Origin of the sequence: Mogibacterium kristiansenii (assembly GCF_009695905.1) — a bacterium.
GTDB lineage: Bacteria > Bacillota > Clostridia > Peptostreptococcales > Anaerovoracaceae > Mogibacterium_A > Mogibacterium_A kristiansenii.
The window spans coordinates 1-20,892 of sequence record NZ_VUNA01000015.1 but is presented as its reverse complement, the minus strand read 5'-3'; the positions used below and the strand labels follow the sequence as shown (position 1 = coordinate 20,892).

The following is a 20,892-nucleotide window of genomic DNA, read 5'->3' as shown; positions in this document are numbered from 1 at the left end:
TTTCATGTATGGGGGATAAACAATGAATAGGGCGAACGCAGGTAATATGGATAAGAATCGTATGGGACAAAGCAATCCATTGAATATCAGGTGGATGCTAGTCATGTATGATTTGATTATATATGCGATAGTAGCAGGAACAATGCTAGTGTTGTATGAAGGAATGGATAAACTATCAACTAAAGGCATACTTCAACAAGTATGCCTTTCTGTGCTGTGTATTTTTTCAGCACGTCTTGTTGGCAAAATATATGAGCAGGTATGGAGATATGGAGGGATACAATGTTATATCCTTTTGCTTTTTACCGACTCTGTTGCTTTTATAATCTATTTATGTCTGGAATTATTACTTCCGGTTCAAAAAATTACGTTTGCGAGAATGCTTTCACTTGTTAGCCTTAATCTATTGGGTGCGTTAACACTTCGTATGATGTATCGCTATGCATATAAATGTGGAAATACGGAAACAATAAAAGGAAAAATCCTTTCTGTATTGCTGCATATATTTGCCGGCATAGAAGCCGGCAACGGAAAAGAAGTCCAAAAAATAAAGGTTGCAATTATTGGAGCGGGACGTGTTGGTGTAAGTCTGGCAGAGGAACTTCTCAATAATGAGGAGGCAGCATATATTCCAAGATGCTTTATAGACATTAGTAAGGAAAAGGTGGGACGTGAAATTCACGAAATCCCGGTTTGGCCTTTTTGTGTTCAGTTGTAATAGAATGTAAGTGGTCCATAAGGTCTTCTCCTTGTAAATGTTGTTTGGTCACATACATTCTACCAAAGAAAAGCTTGATGGACTTTTCAATTTACATGTTCAACTTGATATTACCATCGGCGATTATATGGTTTTCCTGGAAATATAAGACATATTAAAGAAATCTGTGAAAAACATGGTGCTTTATTAGTTGAAGATGCTGCATAGGCCATGGGAGCAAGTTGGGAGGGAAAACAGTGTGGTTCGTATGGTGATTACGCAGCGGTCTCTTATAATGGAAATAAAATTATAACTGGATCAGCTGGTGGATGCTTATTAACAAATTCACTGGAAGATGCGAATCCGGTTCGTAAATGGTCTACACAAGCAAGAAAGGCGGCAGCTTGGTATCAGAATGAAGAGGTTGGCTACAACTATCGTATGAGTAATGTGATTGCAGGTGTAATCCGAGATCAGTACAATCATTTGACAGAGCATATTGCAAAGAAAAAAGCAATTTATGAAAGATATAAAAAAGGCTTGAAAGAACTTCCAATTAAGATGAATCCATTTGATGAGACAAAGGCAAGTCCTAATTATTGGTTGAGTGCATTATTAATTGATGAAGGGGCAATGTGCAGACAGGTTAGAAGTGAAGCAGAGGCATTGTATATTTCAGAATCAGGAAAAAGCTGTCCGACAGAAATTTTAGATGCAATTAGTAGCATAAATGCCGAAGGCAGACCGATTTGGAAACCAATGCATATGCAGCCAATGTATCGAATGCATGAGTTTATAACAGTGAATGGTTCCGGCAGAGCAAAAACAAATGCCTATAGTGCAGGGGGAATTAAAGATGTTGGAGCAGATATTTTCCAGAGAGGTGTATGTTTACCGTCTGATAACAAGATGGCTGAAGAACTGCAGGATAAAATTATAGAAGTAATAAGAGCTTGTTTTGAGTAAAGAGCAAAAATATATCATAGATAGGTAATATAGATGAATGATAAGTTGATAATTATTGGTGCAAGTGGTCACGGAAAAGTAATTGCAGATATTGCAGTTAAAAATGGATATCACGATATAGTATTTTTGGACGATAATGAAACAATAAAAACATGTGCAGGATATCCAGTAGTAGGAAAAACTTCAGATGCTATTAGTTTATATGGAGATAAAATAGTAGCTATCGGAGATGCAAGAATTAGAAAAGAAATTCAAAGTAAATTATCCAATGTGGTTACGTTAATACATCCTCAAGCAATGATTAGTAGGAGAGTTGAGATAGGAATGGGGTCTGTCGTTATGGCAGGTGCAGTAATTAATTCAGATACTAGTATTGGAAAAGGAGTTATTGTTAATACAGGATCATCTATTGATCATGATTGTTGGATAGGAGATTTTAGCCACATATCTGTTGGGGCACACGTAGCGGGAACAGTATCTATTGGAAATAGTTCATGGATTGGTGCAGGAGCGACTGTAATTAACAACGTTAATATTTGTGGTGAATGTATGATTGGAGCAGGTACGGTAGTGATAAATAATATAGAAGAATCGGGAACGTATATAGGGGTTCCTGCTAGGAGGATAGAAAAATGAGAGTATTGGTAATTGCACCTCATCCAGACGATGAGATTATTGGTGTCGGAGGAACTATTGCGAAAAGAGCGAAAGATGGTGATGAAGTTTATGTTTGTGTTGTGACAAAGGGAAAGTCACCGCTTTTTAATGATGAGTTTATAGAACAAGGAAGAAAAGAATGTCGAAAGGCAGATAAAAAGCTTGGAGTTAAAGAAACTATTTTTTTAGATTTTCCGGCAGTGATGCTAGAAACAGTTCCACGTTATGAATTTAATGGAAAAATTTCAGAAGTTGTTAATTCAATAAAACCAGATGAAGTATATATTCCACATAGAGGAGATATGCAGATAGATCATCAAATGGTTGTTGATGCTGCAATGGTAGCAGTTAGACCTCGTGGAAATAACTATCCAAAGAGAGTTTATGCGTATGAAACGCTTTCGGAAACAGGGTGGAACATTCCTAACATTGTAAATGAATTTATTCCGACAGTATATGAAGATATTACAGATACATACGAGGTGAAGCTAGAGGCTATGGCTATTTTTGAGTCTCAGCTTTCTGTTTTTCCTGAAGCAAGGTCTATAGGGGCTATTGAAGCATTGGCAAAGTATCGAGGTGCAACAGTGAGTGTCAAAGCAGCTGAGGCGTTCAGCTTAGTTAGAGAAGTAAAGTAAGGAGTATAATGTATAGTATATGATTTTTCGTGTGTTTAAGAGAATGTTTGATTTTGTGTCTGCTTTGCTTTTACTTATAGCAATTAGCCCAGTGTTTTTTTTGTTGGTTTTAATGGTTCGTGTAAAACTCGGATCCCCGGTGTTTTTTACTCAAGAAAGAACCGGAAAAGATATGAAAAAATTTAAGCTAATCAAATTTAGAACTATGACAAATGAGAAAGATAAAAATGGTAAACTATTACCTGATGAAATGAGGCAAACAAAGTTTGGTGGATTTCTTAGATCATCATCCTTAGATGAACTTCCAGAGTTGTTATGTATAATTAAAGGCGATATGTCTGTAATTGGACCTAGACCTCTACCTCCGATATATGATGACTATTATACTGATAAAGAGTTAAAAAGGTTTTGTGTGAAAGGAGGATTAATACCACCGGATTCTATTGACGATAACGCAGTAATATCTTGGGATGAGCAGTTTGAGTATGAGGCAAATTATGCAGAGAATTTGTCTTTAATAAATGATATGAAGATATTTTTTAATGTATTTAAAATTATCTTTCAAAGAAAAGAAACAGATTATGGTAATTTTGTAAGAAAACCGCTATATGAAGAAAGAAAAAACAGAGATAATAGAGGAGAATAATGATAGAACTAAACGATAAACAGGTAAAAGAAATAATTGAGCAGTATGGAAATGCTGTGTATATTTTTAATCAAGATGAATTTGAAGAAAATTATAAAGAATTAGAAAGCACTTTTCAAAAAGTATATCCCAATTATCATATTTGTTATTCATATAAAACAAATTATACTCCAGCAATTTGTAAATGTGTTAAGGATTTGAATGGATATGCAGAAGTTGTTTCTGATATGGAATATAGGTTGGCTTTAAAGATTGGATATATTCCTCAAAGAATTATTTTTAATGGGCCTGTTAAGGGAGAATATTTAGAAAAGCATTTATTAGAAGGCGGAATTAATAATATTGATAGGGTGGAGGAAGCAAATTTAATATGTGAAATTGCTAAACGCAATCCTAATCATATAATAAAAACGGGTATTAGAGTGAATTTTGATATTGATGCAGGTTACACGTCTAGATTTGGAATAGATATTCACGAAATAGATGAAATCATCAAAACTCTAACGGATGCTAATGTTATTATTAATGGAATTCATTGCCACATGAGTCGTGCAAGGGGAATTGAACCATGGAAATTACGCGCAAAAACAATGCTTTCACTTGTAAATAAATTCCATTTGGATAACATTGACTATATTAGTTTAGGAAGTGGAATGTTTGGGAAAATGGATCCGGAGTTAAAAAAACAATTTCCAGCAGATGCACCTACATATGAGGAATATGCTAACGAGGTCATTAAACCGTTTGCAGATTATTATAAAGATAAAGAAAAACAACCTTTACTATTTACAGAGCCAGGTACAACTTTAATATCTAAGTATGTAGATTTTTTGGGAAAAGTTATCGGAATTAAAAAAATTCGTGGAAATGAGTTTGTATTATTAAATTGTAGTTTTCAAAATTTGGGTGAAACATGCCAAATGAAAAATCTTCCAATCAAAAGATATGAATATGGAATCAAGAAAACTACTGTTTTAAATGCTAGGTTTGTTGGGTATACATGTTTAGAACAAGACGTATTGTATAAGGGATATAGTGGAGATATTTCTATTGGAGATTATATTTTGTTTGGGAATATTGGCGGCTATTCATTGGTAGATAAACCACCTTTTATTATGCCGGACTGTCCTATGATTGCAATAAAAAGTGAAAATATTAAATTAATAAAACGTAGAGAGACCTTTGAAGATATATTTAATGTGTTTGAGTTCGAGGAATAGATTGGCATGAAAGATATTACAATTTTAATGTCGGCGTCGGGATCTCCTTCGATGCCGGGGATGATTGATTGTTTGAAAAAAAATGGAGAAAGAAATATTCGAGTAATAGGAATAGATATGAATGAAGAGCCAAGTGCTCAGTATTTGGTAGATAAATTTTATAAAGTTCCGGCAGCTACATGCGAAGAATATATAGATATCGTCTTAGACATTTGCAAAAAAGAATGTGTTGATATTTATTTTCCTAATATTTCAACTGAAGTCACTGCTGTTTCCAAAAGAAAAGAAGAATTTCAAAAGTTAGGAACAATAATATCGGCATCAGAACAAAAAGCTATTGAAGTAGCTAACAATAAATTATCATTATATAACTTTTTGAAGAGCAAGGGAATAAAAGTTCCTCGATTTTATGGGGTTAATTCAATTGAAGATTTTGAAGAAGGTTGCAAATATCTTGGATATCCAGATGTGCCTGTTTGCTTGAAAATTGTTGATGGAAGTGGGAGTAGGGGAGTTAGGATAATCGACTCTAAACGAAATAGATATCAGATTTTTGTGAACGAAAAACCAAATAGTTTTTTTGTCGCTTATGAAGACATGATTAGCATTTTGAAAGAAGCAAACGAAGAATTACATGAAATGCTTTTGGTTGAGTATCTTCCTGGAAATGAATATACTGTCGATTTATTAGCAGATCATGGAAAGGTACAATATATTGCAGGTCGAGAGAATATAGTTAGCTTAATGAGCATTGCTCAAGAAAGTATCGTTGAGAAAGACGAGAAAGCTTATAAGATGAGTAGTGATATAGTAGCTGCTTTAAAACTAGATGGAAATATTGGTTTTGATTTTATGAGAGACAAGAATGGCAATGCAATTCTTATGGATTTAAATCCACGTATCACGGCTACGGTTTCTGTAATAGCGGCAGCAGGGCTTAATTTACCTTATTTAAGGGTTAAGCAATTACTAAAAGAAATGTTACCTAAAGTGGAAATAAAATATGGTACGAGATTAAAGCGTCGGTATAGTGAAATTTATACGGACGTAAAGGGCAATAAAATCGAGATTGGTATGCAAACGAAATAGTATTGATAATGATTAGTGAGGTGTTTTCAATGAATATAATGTTTTTATCAATAGAAAATTATTCAGATTTTAATGCCAGATCGATATATATGGATTTGATAAATGAGTTTCGTAAGCAAGGTCATTATGTTACTGTGATTTCTGCTTGTGAACAAAGAGATACAAAAAGTGAGAAGCCCCAAATAATAGCACGTGATAGAAGTGGTGAAATAAGAAAAGTTTATGTTGCAAATGTGACAAAAATGTCAAATTTTATACTTAAAGGAATAAATCTTATGAAATTATTGCCCAAGTATAGAATTGCCGCAAAGAAGGCTATGAAAGAAAGAACATATTCTCTTGTGTTGTATAGCTCTCCACCTATTACAGTATATGGAGCAGTAAAAGCTGTAAAAAAAAGACAGAATGCGTGCTCATATTTATTGCTGAAAGATATTTGGCCATACGATTGTTTGTTTGGGGGAGCCTTATCTATGAAAGGACCAAAAAAAATAGCGTTTGATTATTTGGCGTTGTTAGCAAGACGTTTGTATGATACATCTGATACAATAGGATGTATGTCACCAGCAAATGTAAAGTTTTTACTAGAAAATGAGCCATATTTAGAATCACAGGATAAAATAGAAATTTGTCCTAATAGTATTTCGCCTAAAGAAGTTTACTTAAGTGAGTTTGAAAAAACAACTATAAGAAGAAAATATGACATTCCAGAAAATAAAGTGGTCTTCATATATGGTGGGAGTTTAGGAGTGCCACAAGGAATTGATTTCGCATTAAGAGCGGTAGCTTCCTCAGCGTCTGTAAAAAATGCATATTTTGTTTTTGTTGGTGGTGGAACTGAAAAAAATAAAATTGCTAATTATATTGAAACAGAGAAGTTGAAAAATGTTAAATTAATAGATATGCTGGCAAAAGCAGAATATGAAAAGTTAGTATCTGCTTGTGATGTAGGACTCATATTTTTACATCATGAGTGTTTATCACCAAATTATCCGTCAAGAATTTTAACATATATGCAAGCAGGTATTCCAATTTTATGTGCTACAGATACATATACAGATGTAGGTAAAATAGCAGAAAAGAATGGATATGGTCTGTCATGTGAAAGTAATAATGAGGAATCATTTGTAGAAAAAGTAATTGAATTCTGTGATGAAAATATGAGAAGTATAATGGGTAAAAATGCTAATTCATATTTAAATAGCAATTATACAGTTGAGAAATCCTATGAAATAATAATGAAAAGAGTGGGTGAAAATGGGAAATAAATTATTAGTTGCATGTGATGTGCATTTATTAAAAGCTCCAGATGGAAGCTATTGGTGTGATGCAATTTATAAATATAATTTTTGGAAAAGATATATGGATGTTTTTCAAAGTATAAGAGTAGCTGGAAGATGTAAAGAAGTTAAGACAATAAATCCAAAATGGCATAGAGTGGATGGACCTAGAGTTGAAATATTTGAAATTCCTTTTTATCAGGGACCTAAGCAATTACTCTTTAAATATATGCAAATACAAAAATGTTTAAAAAACGTTGACGAAGGATGCGATGCTGCATTAATGAGAATGCCAAGTCAAACCGCGTATATGGTATTTAAACATTTGTCGAAAAAGATTCCTAAAGCGGGAGAAATAGTATATGATCCATCAGATGATGTGAAGCGAAAAGGCCAATCTTTTATAATGAGGATATTAAACCGTAGGATTTCAAATCAATTAAAACAGTTTTGCAGAACTGTTAATGGGGTTTCATATGTAACAGAATATTCTATACAAAAAAATTATCCTTCAGTTGCAGCAGTAAAAGGTGAGAGTAAAGAATATTTTGAATCAAATTATTCGACGATAACTTTATCAAATGACGCCTTTACATCTTCAAGGAATTACAATAATATCAGCCATATGAAAATAGCGCTTTCAAGTGTGGCAATGGAAAGTGATAGAAAAGGCGAAAAAATATTGATACGTGCTGTTAAAATTGCAAGACAAAAAGGATTTGATATAACGGCAGTTATCATAGGCGATGGATCAAAGCGAGGAGAATTTGAAAAATATGCAAAAGCTGAAGGGGTAGATGAATTCATTACTTTTACTGGTTTGTTGCCATCTTCAGATGAGGTACGAGAGCAATTATTAAAATCGGATATTTATATGTTTCCAACACAGGCAGAAGGTTTACCAAGAGGAATTCTTGAAGCTATGGCTGTTGGAATGCCTGTATTATCGACACCTGTAGGCGGAATACCAGAAATAATTGAAAAAGACTATCTGTTTTCTCCATTTGATGCAGAAGCATTTGCAAATAAAATATGTTATTTAATGGAAAATCCTGATGAATTAAATATTATGAGTAAGAAAAATTTTGAAAAATCTAAAAGTTTTGCTAACACTGTATTACAGAAAAAGAGAAATGAATTTTATATAAAACTTTGTAAGTTGATTTAAGAATGAGGAAAAAATATGTATGTTTTAATCGTGTCACCAAACAATTTCCCGGAAAATGATGCGGGAGCAGTACGTGATGGATGCTTTGCGAAAATATATCAAGAGTTAGGTTATGATGTGGTTCACATAGGAATGAATCCTGACTCAGAAAAGGGAAGTTTCAAAGGCGTTAGATATTATAGTATATATCAGGATAATTGCGGTATTGCTAGAAAAATAAGCAATAGTTTTTCATACGGTGAGCGGTTATCACAGGTAATGAAAAAAATAATCAAAAACAGTGGGAAACCATCTGTAATACATATGTATGATATTCCGAAAAGTGGGATAGAACTGTTGCGGAAATATTCAATTAAAAACAATATTCGTATTGTACATGATAGTGTTGAATGGTATTCGCCGTGTGAATTTAAAATGGGATGTTTCGCATATCCATACCTATTAAAGAATAGAACAAATACAAAGCTGATAAGAAAACCAATGTATGTCTATGCTATAAGCAGATATTTACAGGAGTATTATTCAGAAAAAGGATTAAAAACACTTAGAGTACCGGTAATAATGGATAGTAAGGAGTATTGTCCTAAGATAGTTCAAGGTAATGTGATAAAAGTTGTTTATGCAGGGTCTCCAGCAAAAAAAGATTATCTTAAAGAATGTATTATAGCTTTTGGGAATTTAACAAATAAAGAACGAGAAAGAATGGAATTTCATATATATGGTGCAGATGAAAATTATGTAGAGGATTGTTTGTCTGAAAAACAAATTCCAGAAATTGTAGCTCATGGTAGAGTAGCGCGAGAGGACGTCACAAGAGCATTAGCAATGAGTGATTTTTCTATACTTCTTAGACCCGCAAACGAGCGTTACACCAAAGCTGGTTTTCCGACAAAATCAGTAGAAGCAATGATGAATGGATGTGCTATGATATGTAATTTAACTTCAGATTTGGGAATGTATCTTAAAGATGAAAAGAACAGTATTATAGTTGAAAATTGTAGTAGTGAAGCAATGACACAAGCATTACGAAAAGTTATAAAGTTAAATAGACAGGAAATTAACGAAGTGAAAGAAAATGCGCACAAAACTGCAAAGGAATATTTTGATTATCGAATTTGGGTTTCCACTGTAAAAGAATTTATTGAAAGGTAGAAAAATATGTTTTTAGAAATTAAACGTCTTATTAAAATATATAAAATTAAAATGCAGAAAAAGAATATTATTTTTTTAAGGAAAGCTAATATAGACAAAAATGCAGTACTAGAAGGTCAAAACAAAATTGGAGCAGAATCTTGGTTTGAAGGTTATATGGGGTTTGGAACATATATAGGTGATCAGTGTACTATAATGGGTAAAATTGGACGATACTGCAGTATTGGACATAAGGTTACTGTCCTCACAGGAACACATCCAAGTCATGGATTTGTTTCAACACATCCGACATTCTTTTCATTAGGATTACAAAATGGAACAACATATGTTTCAACACAAAAATTTAAAGAAAAAATATACGCTGATGAAAACAATAAATACGGATGTATTATTGGGAATGATGTGTGGATTGGTTATAATGCAACAATTATGGGGGGGTGTACTATAGGCGATGGTGCGATTGTGGCAGCTGGAGCACTTGTTAGAAAAAATGTGGAACCATATACAATTGTTGCAGGGCAACCAGCTAAAGTGATTGGAAAGCGATTTGAAGATGAAAAAATAGCATTCTTAATGAAAATTAAATGGTGGGATAAACCAGAGGCATGGATAAAGTCTCATGCTGATGATTTTGAAGATATTAGTAAATTTGAAAGGAATATAAGTAGAGGGGAGAGTCAATATTGAAAGTTGTTATTTGTATACTTCCTATCATCTGTTTTCTTATGTCAATGCATAAATATAAAACGTGGAATAATCCATATGTAATATTCAATATACTTTGGAGCGTAGTTGGCATTTTGATATTATGCGGAAATAAAAGTGTATATACACCATCAATAACGGCTATGTTGTGTGTAATAACAGGGATTATAGGTTTTAATTTATCTGCGTTGTCAAGAAGAATTACTTTGGGAAATCGGAGCGTTTTGAATGTGAAATATATGTTTAATCCGCGAAGAGCTGCCATTATTTCAACCATTGTTTTAATAGTAAGTTTCTTTTTATCAATAGATGCTATTCGTTCTCTATTAGTTGGAGTTTCATATTCCGATATTAGAAATGATTATTATACATATGATGGTGGAGGAAGTGTGCTCTTATATTATTTTCGTGAGTATATAATTGATCCCTTGAGATATGTTGTAATTGTTTCAGCTATATTTGCTATTTTCAAAAAAGAGTATCGTTCAAAATTATTGATACTTAACGCATCATTTTGTGTTTTATTGCAAGCCGTGAGCAATGGAGGACGCTATATTTTAATGAATACTTTTTTTATGATAATTTGTGGAGCTTTGATACTTAACCGTAATGCTAAATTATCCTTAAAGCAAAAAATGGAAATTGTGTTCTTTGGTGGCATATTAGCGTATGGGCTGATTTTTCTGACAAATAGTAGAGCAACTTATTTAATGCAGAATATGACTATTGGGGAAAAGATGTTCTCAACTGTGTATCAATATTTCGCAGGAAGTATTACTTATTTAGGAGAAGTTATTAAAAATACACCTAATATAAAAGGAACAACGTATGGTGTAAATTTTGTAGCAGGTTGGATATCTCCGTTATTTGTTATACTTAATTATATTGGTATTCTTTCATACCCACAAGTGTTCAGTGTTATAGGAACCGAAGCATGTAAAGTTTTAAAAATTGGTGAAAATTTATACTATAATGCTATGCCAACTGTTTTTGGATATTTTTACATTGATGGTGGTCTAGTACTTATATTTATAGAAGCTTGGATATGGGGGTATATTTGTAAACGCCTTTATACAAGAGCAGAAAATGGAAATTTGTTATTTACAGCGGTATATATATTGATGTTTTTACAAATATGTAATGCAAGCACTAGATGGTTTTTGTATTCTACCGGATACTGCCTAGCTTTTATATATATGAGATTAGTTTTTGATAGAGAGAAATTTGTACGCCGATGGTAACATCAAGTTGAACATGTAAATTGAAAAGTCCATAAAGCTTTTCTTTGGTAGAATGTATGTGACCAAACAACATTTACAAGGAGAAGACCTTATGGACCACTTACATTCTACTACAACTGAACACAAAAAGGGTAAACATCTTTCATATGAAGAACGCGTCGTAATTCAAACCCGCCTCAAAGATGGATGGACATCCAACAGGATTGCCAGGGAAATAGGCTGTGCGCCGAACACCGTCCGAAACGAGATCAAGCGGGGTACAGGCTCTCTATATCGAGGCAATGTATTCCGTTATAAGGCAAGCGCCGGGCAGGCTACCTACAAAAAGAATCGTGCAGCCTGTTGTCGCCATTATGATTTCCTTGAAAAAAAGTCCCTTTATCTCCTATGTAGAAGAACACTTCTTTGAGGACAAATGGTCGCTGGATGTCTGTGTCCACCGTGCCCTGAAGGATGCATCCTTTATCCGGGAACAGATCGTCTGCACGAAAACACTTTACAATTATGCAGACCTCGGACTCCGGAGGATCAAAAACATCGATCTTCCGGAAAAGCTGCGGCGCTCTCCTAAAAAGACACGGGTTCTTAAGAACAAGCGGATTCTTGGCAGAAGTATTGAAGAACGGCCATCTAGTGTCGAGGACTGTGCAGAGTTCGGGCACTGGGAAGCGGATCTGGTAATCGGATCAAAGAGCGATAAAAACGGCCTAATCCGTAGATTCATTCCGAAAGGACGCAGAATCGACAGCTTCTCAGACGAGCAGATCTGCCAGATTGAAGTCTGGTGTAACAGCCTTCCAAGAAAAATCCTCGTTTATAGTACACCCGACGAGCTTTTTGAGGAGGAACTGGACAGAATCTACACCATAGCAGTGTAACAATCTGGATAGCACGGACTCCCAGCCAGTCAAGGCGACCTCTGACGATGCGCTTTTGGCGGCCTTGACTAGCATGCTCATCCTGTGCTTGAGGTCACCTAAGAGGAATGTAACCATTCCTCCAAGATAACCACCCTGTGTGCTTAGGACTGTTCACATGTCAATGTTCAACTTGTTATTGCAATTTACGGAGAAAAATTTGTAGAGGAAGAGTAAAATATGAATATAGCAATAGTAGCAGTGGGGTATAATCGCCCCGATTCTATGGAACAATTGTTGAATACAGTTGTAAAAGCAGATTATGCTAATGATAAAGTTGATCTTATCGTGAGTATAGATAAAGGAGAAAAGCAAAATGAGATTGTAAAAGTTGCAGAAAAAGTTGAATGGTTATTTGGAAATAAGATTATCCGTGCATTTCCGGAACGACAAGGGCTTAGAAAGCATATTATTCAATGTGGTGATTTGACAGAAAAATATGATGCAGTAGTTGTATTAGAAGATGATTTGAATGTATCAGAGTATTTCTATACATATGTAAAACAGACATTGTCTTTTTATGAAGAAGACTCAAAAATTGCAGGTATTTCTTTGTATAAGCATCAGACTCATCCAGGTGTATATAGACCGTTTGAGCCGGTTAATAATGGATATGATGTGTATATGCAGCAGTTTGCCATGTCATGGGGACAATGTTGGTCAAAAAAAATGTGGCAAGGGTTTAAAAACTGGTACACAAAGAATGAACAGAAGGATTTGGCAGAAGGTTGTATTTTACCGCAATATATTTCAAATTGGAATAAACAATCATGGTTAAAATACTTCATGCGTTATATTGTAGAAAATGATAAATATTTTGTATATCCATATTTCTCGCTCAGTACAAATGCCTCGGATGCAGGTGAACATTGTCGAATTCCCAATAATGATTTTCAAGTATCTATGTTGCAAGGTGAAGTAGAGTACCGTTTACCAACATATGAAAGAGCAATAAAATATGATGTTTTTTTTGAAAGAGTTGGTTTAGAAGTCTTTGATGAATTGAACGGAAAAGTTGTTTTAGATTTGTATGGAAATCGAGAAAATTTTGGAAATGCAGATTATGCTATTTCGACAGCGCGACATCCGTTTAAAGTTGTAAAAACACTTCAATTAAAGTATCGACCGATCGAGATGAATTGCGTTGTTCCTGTTGAAGGAAATGGAATATATATATATGATTTGCATTCGGTAAAAAGGAAACCGAGTGGGACTGAAGACATAATTACACGTTATGATGTTAGAGCCATTCATTGGAAAAAAATGCTTCATCTTGGGATTGTAGGATTGGTTGATGCAATAATGGATAGGGTGAAAAGAAGATTATAATGTTAGAACAAATTAAAAGATTTTTGACTAATAAATTTTTTCAAAATACAAGTTGGATGGTTTTTGCGCAAATATATCAAATGGTTATTTCACTGTTTATTGGTGTAATTAGTGCAAGATATTTGGGTCCGTCTAATTATGGAACTATAAACTATGCTGCATCATATATATCATTTTTTACAATTTTCTGTGCGTTGGGCTTAGAGGGTATCGTAGTTAGGGAAATTATTTCTAAACGGGAGCAAGAAGGAATAATATTGGGAAGCGGCATAATAATGCGTTTGATAGCTGGCGTATTATCTATGGTTGCTGTGTGCATAATAGTCTATTTTTTGAATCCGGATGATCATATTCTTTTGGTAGTTACCTTTTTGCAATCTATCATATTACCTTTTAATGCATTTAATTTAATTGATATGTGGTATCAATCTAATTTGAATTCTAAGGTGTCTACTATAATTAGATGTATATCTTATACGGTCATGTCTTTATATAAGGTGTTTTTATTAATTACGGGAAAAAGCGTGGAATGGTTTGCTTTTTCAACAGCATTAGATTCACTGTTAATAGCCATTATGTTTATAATAATGTATCGTAAACAAGGAAAACGAAAACTAGAGTTTGATTTACAAACCTCAAAGCAACTATTGAGAAAAAGTTATCATTTAATTATTTCAACAATGATGGCTGTTTTATATAGCCAAATGGATAGAGTAATGATAGGAAAAATGATGACTCAAACAGATGTAGGATATTATACTGCCGCAGCTACGATATGTAATATGTGGGTTTTTATACCACAAGCATTTACAAATTCTGCAAGGCCTGTAATTATGGAAGTGCAAGAACATAATAAAAGTTTATATGTAAAGAGGCTAAAACAGTTGTCTGGGTTCATTTTTTGGATTGGAGTATTATTTTCAATAGCATTTACTGTCTTGGCAGATTTTATTATTTTAGTTTTATATGGTAACGCATATATGATGGCTAAAGGACCTTTGGTAATATTGATATGGTCGACAGTATTCTCATCATTATCATATCCAAGATCTATATGGATGATATGTGAGAACAAACAAAATTACACTAAACATATATTAATATGGGGAGTAATTATAAATTTGATATTAAACTATTATGGAATTAAGTATTATGGAATTATAGGTGCGGCAGTTGCGACACTATTTACAGAAATGGTGACATGTTTAATTGCGCCAACATTCTATAAAGAAACACGTATATACGTTAGATATTTAATTGAATCATTTATAGGGAAAGGAATTTTAAAATGAAAATTAAGATTTTACATGATATATATTGGAAAATATATGAGGGGGGGGTGTTCTATTAGAACTATAATATCACCTACCAGTTCAACTAAGTATTTATATAAAAAAAGATTTCAAAAACCATTAAATCTTAAAAATCCGGAAAGCTTTAACGAAAAAATTCAATGGTTAAAATTGAATACATATAATAATAACCCTACGATTACACAATGCGCTGATAAGTATGCCGTTAGAGAATTTGTGAAGAAGATGGGATGTGAAGAACTTCTTATTCCATTAATGGGAGTATATAGCGATGTGAATGAAATTGATTGGGATAGCTTACCGAAAAAATTCGTATTAAAATGTAATCATGGATGCGGATATAATTTGATTTGCGTTGATAAAGAAAAACTAAATATAGAAAAGGCAAAAAAAACAGTAAGTCAGTGGATGAAAGATGATTATTGGAAACATAGAGCAGAAATTAATTATAAATACATTCCTAAAAAAATCACAATTGAAAAATTCATTGATAATAATGGAAAGCAAATTGAAGATTATAAATTTTATTGTTTTAACGGAAAAGTACTATATACAATGGTGTGTCTTGAAAGAAAAGAGGGACATGCTAAATATTATTTTTTCGACAGAGATTGGAATTTGATTCCATATTCCAAAGATGCACTTAAAATAGATAAAAATTTTAAAATTTGTAAACCCCAATTATTAGATAAAGCAATTGAGTATGCTGAAAAACTGTCTGCACAGTTTCCTTTTGTAAGAACTGACCTATATATATTGGATGATAAAGTTTATTTTGGTGAATTAACATTTACTCCAGCAGGAGGATTAGACGATGATCTTTTGGATGGTGATAAAGAAATGGGAAAACTAATCAAGCTGGATTTGTAATATTGATGGAATTAGCTAAAAGAAGTTTAGGTAATGAAAATATATTGTATATCATTAATCAAGATATAAGGAAAGGTTATTGTGAAGTAAAATGAAAATTATAGAGTTATTTAAACGGTTAAAAAATAAAATTGCTCAAATAAAAAATCCAATAGTATGGGCAAAAAAATAGGCGTAAACTTTCCTGAGGGTGAATTACATTTATATGGAGATATTAATTGGAGTACAGAACCATGGATTATTACATTAGGAAAAACGTACATATCACAGATGGGGTTAAGTTTGTAACACATGACGGGGGGATTGCTATTTAGAAATAAAGTACCGGATCTTGAGGCAACAAAGCCTATTGTAATTGGAGACAATGTATATATTGGAAACAATGTAATTATTTTACCTGGAGTGACAATTGGCGATAATGTTATTATTGGTGCAGGGGCTGCAATTTCTAAAAGTATTCCAAGTAATTCAGTTGCAGTTGGCGTACTCGCCAGAATAATAAAAACTGCAGATGAACATTTTGAAAAAATACAAAAAGAATCTCTTCATTTAGGACATTTAAAAGGTGTCGAAAAAGACAAAGCATTAATGGAATATTACCATTATGAGGGAGATTCAAAAAGAATTTATTTATAGAATAGAAAGCTCATTATTTTTAGCTTAGAAAATATAATTAATGATATAAAAGGAGAAAGAAAATGTCTTTATTCAAAGGAAAAACATTAATGATTACTGGTGGTACTGGTTCTTTTGGAAACGTAGTTTTAAATCGTTTCCTCAAAACAGATATTGGAGAAATTCGAGTTTTCTCTCGTGATGAGAAAAAACAGGATGATATGCGTCATGACTTCCAAGTTCGTATGCCTGAAGTTGCAGACAAGATTAAATTTTATATTGGAGATGTAAGAGATCTTCAATCATGTAAGAATGCGATGCACGGTGTTGATTACATATTCCATGCTGCTGCATTAAAACAGGTTCCATCTTGCGAATTCTTCCCAATGGAGGCTGTAAAAACAAATATTATTGGAACGGACAATGTCCTTACAGCTGCAATTGAAGAAGGAGTTGAAGCTGTAATTTGCTTATCAACCGATAAGGCTGCCTATCCAATCAACGCAATGGGTAAATCTAAATCACTAGAAGAATCTGTGGCAATTGCAAAATCTAGATATAGTGGAAAAACAAAAATCTGCTGTACACGTTATGGCAATGTAATGTGCTCTCGTGGATCCGTAATCCCACTCTGGATTGATCAGATTAAAGCAGGTAATCCGATTACTGTTACAGAGCCAAACATGACTCGTTTCATCATGTCTCTGGAAGAGGCAGTTGATCTCGTTCTTTATGCATTTGAACACGGTGAGAATGGAGATTTGCTTATTATGAAAGCACCGGCGTGCTCAATTGGTCTTCAGGCAGAAGCAGTTTGTGAGATGTTTGGTGGAACGAAAGAAGATATTAAGGTAATTGGTATTCGTCATGGTGAGAAGATGTATGAAACATTACTTACAAATGAGGAGTGCGCAAAGGCAATTGATCTTGGTGGATTTTATCGCGTTCCTGCTGATAATCGTGGATTAAATTACGATAAGTATTTCAAAGAGGGCAATATTGAACGAAACAAATTGACAGAGTTCAATTCAAATAATACAAAACTTCTTAATAAAGAAGAGATTATTGCAAAAATGAAAGAAATTGCATACATCCAGGAAAGATTAGCCGAAAAATAAAAGAAAGCGTGATTTCATGAATAAGAAGTTAATAATTTTAGGTTCTGGCGGATACGGAAGAACAGTCTATGATATGGCAGAACAACGAGGCTATTTAATTACAGTTTTAGATGATGCAGATGAAGAGTATCCACTTGCTTCTTTTGCATGCTACATAGATGATGATACAGAATTTATTCCAGCATTTGGGAATAACAAGTTTCGTTTACAATGGATTAATAAAATCGAAGAGGCAGGTGGAAAACTCGCTACTTTGATTCATCCATCCGCATATGTGTCTCCGAAAGCACAAGTATCGTCTGGGTGTGTGGTTTTACCTGGATCCATTGTGAATACTGGAAGTATAGTTGGTAAAGGCTGTATTATAAACCTGGGCGCTACGGTAGATCATGATGTTGTTATAGAAGATGGAGCACATTTATGTGTGCGTTGTATTGTGAAAGGTGAGAATCGTATTTCGTGTTGTGAGAAGATAGAGGCAGGAGAAATCATAGAACGAGCTACGAGAGTGTAGTTGGATTGATGGGAGAAATATTAGTAATGATAGAACATAATTTCAAATGGCAAAATAATGGTAAGATAAAACTGTGCGTTGGTCTGGGTACTCGTCCGGAAATTATTCGTTTAGCAGCTGTTATTAAGAGATGCCGTGAGTATTTTGACCTTTGTGTAATCTATTACAATCAGAACTGGGATCGAAATCTTTCCACCGTGTTCTGGGAGGATTTTGAGCTGAAGAACAGTAACGGTGAATTCGGACCGGACATCTTGGTGCCGGTTGTGGGCGATAATCTAGGAGTAACATGCGGAAATATTCTTGTAAGAAGTTTTGAGCTTTTATCCGAACTTCAGCCGGATGGATATTTGGTGCTTGGAGACACGAATAGTTGTTTGTCCGCTATCTCTGCAAAGCGGCTTCATATTCCGCTGTTTCACATGGAAGCAGGTAACAGATGTAAAGATGAGTGTCTGCCGGAAGAAACCAACCGAAGAATAGTTGATGTTATCTCTGATGTTAATCTTCCGTACAGCGAACCGGCCAGAAAATACCTTCACGAAATGGGAATGCCAAAGGAACGGACATATGTTACCGGATCTCCGATGGCCGAAGTTCTGAGAATGAATCTTGAAAAAATCAAGAGAAGTGATGTGCTGGAACGACTGGGACTGGAGCCGAATAACTACATCTTGCTCAGCGCTCATAGGGAAGAGAATATTGATACAGAAAAGAATTTTGAATCGCTCTTTACCGCTATCAATGCATTGGCTGAGAAATACAATATGCCAATCTTATATTCATGCCATCCAAGATCAAAGCACAGACTTGAGAAGAGTGGATTCAAGCTTGATTCTAGAGTGAAAGTAAATGAGCCACTTGGATTCAACGATTACAATTGCCTTCAGATGAACGCACTTGCTATCGTATCCGATTCGGGAACTCTTCCGGAAGAGAGCAGTTTTTATCTCTCCATTGGACATCCGATAGCTGCTGTGTGTATACGTACTTCAACGGAAAGACCGGAAGCACTGGAGTCCGGAAACTTTATTCTTGCGGGCATTTCAACTACCGAACTTCTTCAAGCAACTGATATGGCAATTGATATGAAAGCAAGAGGAATTCTCGGAAAGCCGTGCCCGGATTATGTAGATGAGACTGTATCCATGAAAGTTGTAAGAATTATTCAAGGATATGTAAACGTTGTCAACAAAATGGTATGGAGGAAGTCAAACTAATGAATGTATTGGTAACAGGTGCCAAAGGAATGGTGGGAACGGCGCTTTGTAACAATCTCAAAACCATCAGAGATGGGAAGAACCGAACAAGACCCAATCTTGTAATTGATGAAATTTATGAATATGATATGAAATCAACCCCAGAAGATTTGGATCGATATTGTCAGAATGCAGATTTCGTATTTAATCTAGCAGGTGTTAACAGACCGGAAAATCCGGAAGACTTTATGAAAGGAAACTTTGGTTTTGCCAGCCGGTTGCTTGATACATTGAAAAAGCATAATAATAAAGCGACAATCATGCTTTCATCTTCTGTTCAAGCCACACTTGCAGGGCGTTTTGGTAATTCTGAATACGGTCGTTCAAAAAAAGCCGGAGAAGAATTATTTTTTGAGTATGCTCAGGAAACCGGTGCAAAGGTTGCGGTGTATCGATTCCCGAACCTAATGGGACACAGTCGCCCAAAATACAATTCGGCAGTATCTACGTTCTGCTGGGCGGTTGCAAATGATGAGGAATTCACTGTAAATGACAGAAGTACCGAACTTGAATTGCTCTACATCGATGACCTTATTGAAGGAATGTTCGATCTTCTTGAGGAAAAGGAGAGCCACTGTGAGTTCGATGGGGTCGAGACGGTGGACACAGTCGATGGAAGGTACTGCTATGTTCCGGTGACTCATAAAGTTACATTAGGTGAGATTGTTGATTTGCTGCAGGAGTTTAAACAGCAGCCGGTAAATCTTCTGATGCCAAAGATGCCGGAAGGCTCTTTCGCTAAGAAGCTATACAGTCTTTACCTGACCTATCTTCCAACGGATAGGTTTAAGTATGAGCTAAAGATGAATGTTGACAGCAGGGGCAGCTTCACTGAGCTTGTACATACCGAAGATTGCGGTCAGGTAAGCATTAATATTAGTAAGCCCGGTATTACAAAGGGACAACACTGGCACAATTCTAAATGGGAACTCTTCATTGTTGTTCATGGACATGGACTTATTCAGGAGAGAAACATCAATACCGGGGAGATGGTTGAATTCGAGGTGAGCGGCGACAAAATTGAAGCGGTGCATATGATTCCGGGATGGACTCATAATATTATCAATCTGAGTGAAACGGAAGATTTAGTTACTGTGATGACTTGTAATGAGATATTTAATCCAAAGAGGCCGGATACATTCTTTGAGGAAGTGTGATTGAATTGTCGCTTCTGGCACCGTGGAATAAAGATGTTCAAGAGACTTGCGAAAAATGTGACCATTAAACATACAGTAAAATGGTCACATTTTTATATGTGTATAACACCCTGTCATTAGGTGAATAATCCGGCCTCCGTGTCCCTGCTGTCCGGGGATAGGAAACCGCAAATCCGTTTTTAAGGAAACCACCATTCCGGTAGTGGAAACCTTTTGAATATTCCTGTGCGGTGAAACCGCCATTCCGGGACGCCGGGTACCGGCGTTCCAGAGATGGGGTACCGCAAATAGTATAGATGTTATTCGCTATCGCTCTGCTTAAGACCATAGACTTCTCTCAT

General features: G+C 34.8%; 20 protein-coding genes and 1 pseudogene. All 21 read left to right on the top strand.

Translation table 11 applies throughout. The annotated features are described in order from the left end of the window. Positions 1 to 46: 46 nt before the first annotated feature. The gene (locus FYJ65_RS07610) at positions 47 to 718 is read left to right on the top strand and encodes a nucleoside-diphosphate sugar epimerase/dehydratase (RefSeq protein WP_206157362.1); all 672 of its coding nucleotides are present in this window, start codon (positions 47 to 49) and stop codon (positions 716 to 718) included. A gap of 210 nt (positions 719 to 928) precedes the next feature. Continuing rightward, positions 929 to 1,663 carry a DegT/DnrJ/EryC1/StrS family aminotransferase gene (locus FYJ65_RS07605; protein WP_154554731.1) on the top strand — a complete coding sequence of 245 codons (735 nt, stop codon included), beginning with the start codon at positions 929 to 931 and terminating at the stop codon, positions 1,661 to 1,663. 33 nt (positions 1,664 to 1,696) lie between these two features. Then, positions 1,697 to 2,299, top strand: a complete 603-nt coding sequence (locus tag FYJ65_RS07600; RefSeq protein WP_154554730.1) for an acetyltransferase — start codon at positions 1,697 to 1,699, stop codon at positions 2,297 to 2,299. Further along, positions 2,296 to 2,958 (top strand): PIG-L deacetylase family protein, encoded by a 663-nt coding sequence (locus tag FYJ65_RS07595; protein WP_154554729.1) that lies wholly within the window; start codon positions 2,296 to 2,298, stop codon positions 2,956 to 2,958. The genes FYJ65_RS07600 and FYJ65_RS07595 overlap by 4 nt, the downstream gene beginning before the upstream one ends. A 19-nt stretch (positions 2,959 to 2,977) precedes the next feature. Then, the gene (locus FYJ65_RS07590; RefSeq protein ID WP_154554728.1) at positions 2,978 to 3,604 is read left to right on the top strand and encodes a sugar transferase; all 627 of its coding nucleotides are present in this window, start codon (positions 2,978 to 2,980) and stop codon (positions 3,602 to 3,604) included. Then, the gene (locus tag FYJ65_RS07585) at positions 3,604 to 4,824 is read left to right on the top strand and encodes a type III PLP-dependent enzyme domain-containing protein (protein WP_154554727.1); all 1,221 of its coding nucleotides are present in this window, start codon (positions 3,604 to 3,606) and stop codon (positions 4,822 to 4,824) included. Before FYJ65_RS07590 ends, FYJ65_RS07585 begins: the two co-directional genes overlap by 1 nt. Positions 4,825 to 4,830: 6 nt before the next feature. Next, positions 4,831 to 5,913, top strand: coding sequence for an ATP-grasp domain-containing protein (locus tag FYJ65_RS07580; RefSeq protein ID WP_154554726.1), 1,083 nt, complete (start codon positions 4,831 to 4,833; stop codon positions 5,911 to 5,913). 29 nt (positions 5,914 to 5,942) lie between these two features. Then, complete coding sequence (locus FYJ65_RS07575) at positions 5,943 to 7,181, top strand: glycosyltransferase family 4 protein (RefSeq protein ID WP_206157361.1); 1,239 nt, start codon at positions 5,943 to 5,945, stop codon at positions 7,179 to 7,181. Next, entirely contained in the window at positions 7,171 to 8,361 is a 1,191-nt protein-coding gene (locus FYJ65_RS07570) for a glycosyltransferase family 4 protein (protein WP_154554724.1), read from the top strand. Before FYJ65_RS07575 ends, FYJ65_RS07570 begins: the two co-directional genes overlap by 11 nt. A 15-nt stretch (positions 8,362 to 8,376) precedes the next feature. Further along, the gene (locus tag FYJ65_RS07565) at positions 8,377 to 9,513 is read left to right on the top strand and encodes a glycosyltransferase (protein WP_154554723.1); all 1,137 of its coding nucleotides are present in this window, start codon (positions 8,377 to 8,379) and stop codon (positions 9,511 to 9,513) included. Positions 9,514 to 9,519: 6 nt separating this feature from the next. After that, on the top strand, positions 9,520 to 10,200 hold the full coding sequence (locus FYJ65_RS07560) for a CatB-related O-acetyltransferase (protein WP_154554722.1): 681 nt from the start codon (positions 9,520 to 9,522) through the stop codon (positions 10,198 to 10,200). Further along, entirely contained in the window at positions 10,197 to 11,459 is a 1,263-nt protein-coding gene (locus FYJ65_RS07555) for an O-antigen polymerase (protein ID WP_154554721.1), read from the top strand. The genes FYJ65_RS07560 and FYJ65_RS07555 overlap by 4 nt, the downstream gene beginning before the upstream one ends. Before the next feature lie 91 nt (positions 11,460 to 11,550). After that, positions 11,551 to 12,337: pseudogene (locus FYJ65_RS07550) on the top strand (IS30 family transposase). A 219-nt stretch (positions 12,338 to 12,556) separates the two neighbouring features. Beyond that, positions 12,557 to 13,705 (top strand): glycosyltransferase family protein, encoded by a 1,149-nt coding sequence (locus FYJ65_RS07545; protein ID WP_154554720.1) that lies wholly within the window; start codon positions 12,557 to 12,559, stop codon positions 13,703 to 13,705. Beyond that, entirely contained in the window at positions 13,705 to 14,997 is a 1,293-nt protein-coding gene (locus tag FYJ65_RS07540) for a flippase (RefSeq protein WP_154554719.1), read from the top strand. The genes FYJ65_RS07545 and FYJ65_RS07540 overlap by 1 nt, the downstream gene beginning before the upstream one ends. A gap of 15 nt (positions 14,998 to 15,012) precedes the next feature. Beyond that, entirely contained in the window at positions 15,013 to 15,888 is an 876-nt protein-coding gene (locus tag FYJ65_RS07535) for an ATP-grasp fold amidoligase family protein (RefSeq protein ID WP_206157360.1), read from the top strand. A gap of 291 nt (positions 15,889 to 16,179) precedes the next feature. Beyond that, positions 16,180 to 16,524 carry a DapH/DapD/GlmU-related protein gene (locus FYJ65_RS09520; protein ID WP_206157359.1) on the top strand — a complete coding sequence of 115 codons (345 nt, stop codon included), beginning with the start codon at positions 16,180 to 16,182 and terminating at the stop codon, positions 16,522 to 16,524. Between the two features lie 62 nt (positions 16,525 to 16,586). After that, positions 16,587 to 17,621 (top strand): polysaccharide biosynthesis protein, encoded by a 1,035-nt coding sequence (locus FYJ65_RS07525; RefSeq protein ID WP_154554718.1) that lies wholly within the window; start codon positions 16,587 to 16,589, stop codon positions 17,619 to 17,621. A gap of 16 nt (positions 17,622 to 17,637) precedes the next feature. After that, positions 17,638 to 18,135: a PglD-related sugar-binding protein gene (locus FYJ65_RS07520; protein ID WP_154554717.1), complete on the top strand. Its 498-nt coding sequence runs from the start codon at positions 17,638 to 17,640 to the stop codon at positions 18,133 to 18,135. Between the two features lie 26 nt (positions 18,136 to 18,161). Further along, on the top strand, positions 18,162 to 19,355 hold the full coding sequence (locus FYJ65_RS07515) for a UDP-N-acetyl glucosamine 2-epimerase (protein WP_154554753.1): 1,194 nt from the start codon (positions 18,162 to 18,164) through the stop codon (positions 19,353 to 19,355). After that, positions 19,355 to 20,551 carry a polysaccharide biosynthesis C-terminal domain-containing protein gene (locus FYJ65_RS07510; RefSeq protein ID WP_154554716.1) on the top strand — a complete coding sequence of 399 codons (1,197 nt, stop codon included), beginning with the start codon at positions 19,355 to 19,357 and terminating at the stop codon, positions 20,549 to 20,551. The genes FYJ65_RS07515 and FYJ65_RS07510 overlap by 1 nt, the downstream gene beginning before the upstream one ends. Positions 20,552 to 20,892: the final 341 nt, after the last annotated feature.

What these genes read in the sequence shown, in the direction of transcription:
- FYJ65_RS07610 (WP_206157362.1), top strand. Translation starts at nt 47, where the DNA reads ATGGATAAGAATCGTATGGGACAAAGCAATCCATTGAATATCAGGTGG.
- FYJ65_RS07605 (WP_154554731.1), top strand. Translation starts at nt 929, where the DNA reads ATGGGAGCAAGTTGGGAGGGAAAACAGTGTGGTTCGTATGGTGATTAC.
- FYJ65_RS07600 (WP_154554730.1), top strand. Translation starts at nt 1,697, where the DNA reads ATGAATGATAAGTTGATAATTATTGGTGCAAGTGGTCACGGAAAAGTA.
- FYJ65_RS07595 (WP_154554729.1), top strand. Translation starts at nt 2,296, where the DNA reads ATGAGAGTATTGGTAATTGCACCTCATCCAGACGATGAGATTATTGGT.
- FYJ65_RS07590 (WP_154554728.1), top strand. Translation starts at nt 2,978, where the DNA reads ATGATTTTTCGTGTGTTTAAGAGAATGTTTGATTTTGTGTCTGCTTTG.
- FYJ65_RS07585 (WP_154554727.1), top strand. Translation starts at nt 3,604, where the DNA reads ATGATAGAACTAAACGATAAACAGGTAAAAGAAATAATTGAGCAGTAT.
- FYJ65_RS07580 (WP_154554726.1), top strand. Translation starts at nt 4,831, where the DNA reads ATGAAAGATATTACAATTTTAATGTCGGCGTCGGGATCTCCTTCGATG.
- FYJ65_RS07575 (WP_206157361.1), top strand. Translation starts at nt 5,943, where the DNA reads ATGAATATAATGTTTTTATCAATAGAAAATTATTCAGATTTTAATGCC.
- FYJ65_RS07570 (WP_154554724.1), top strand. Translation starts at nt 7,171, where the DNA reads ATGGGAAATAAATTATTAGTTGCATGTGATGTGCATTTATTAAAAGCT.
- FYJ65_RS07565 (WP_154554723.1), top strand. Translation starts at nt 8,377, where the DNA reads ATGTATGTTTTAATCGTGTCACCAAACAATTTCCCGGAAAATGATGCG.
- FYJ65_RS07560 (WP_154554722.1), top strand. Translation starts at nt 9,520, where the DNA reads ATGTTTTTAGAAATTAAACGTCTTATTAAAATATATAAAATTAAAATG.
- FYJ65_RS07545 (WP_154554720.1), top strand. Translation starts at nt 12,557, where the DNA reads ATGAATATAGCAATAGTAGCAGTGGGGTATAATCGCCCCGATTCTATG.
- FYJ65_RS07540 (WP_154554719.1), top strand. Translation starts at nt 13,705, where the DNA reads ATGTTAGAACAAATTAAAAGATTTTTGACTAATAAATTTTTTCAAAAT.
- FYJ65_RS07535 (WP_206157360.1), top strand. Translation starts at nt 15,013, where the DNA reads ATGATATATATTGGAAAATATATGAGGGGGGGGTGTTCTATTAGAACT.
- FYJ65_RS09520 (WP_206157359.1), top strand. Translation starts at nt 16,180, where the DNA reads ATGACGGGGGGATTGCTATTTAGAAATAAAGTACCGGATCTTGAGGCA.
- FYJ65_RS07525 (WP_154554718.1), top strand. Translation starts at nt 16,587, where the DNA reads ATGTCTTTATTCAAAGGAAAAACATTAATGATTACTGGTGGTACTGGT.
- FYJ65_RS07520 (WP_154554717.1), top strand. Translation starts at nt 17,638, where the DNA reads ATGAATAAGAAGTTAATAATTTTAGGTTCTGGCGGATACGGAAGAACA.
- FYJ65_RS07515 (WP_154554753.1), top strand. Translation starts at nt 18,162, where the DNA reads ATGATAGAACATAATTTCAAATGGCAAAATAATGGTAAGATAAAACTG.
- FYJ65_RS07510 (WP_154554716.1), top strand. Translation starts at nt 19,355, where the DNA reads ATGAATGTATTGGTAACAGGTGCCAAAGGAATGGTGGGAACGGCGCTT.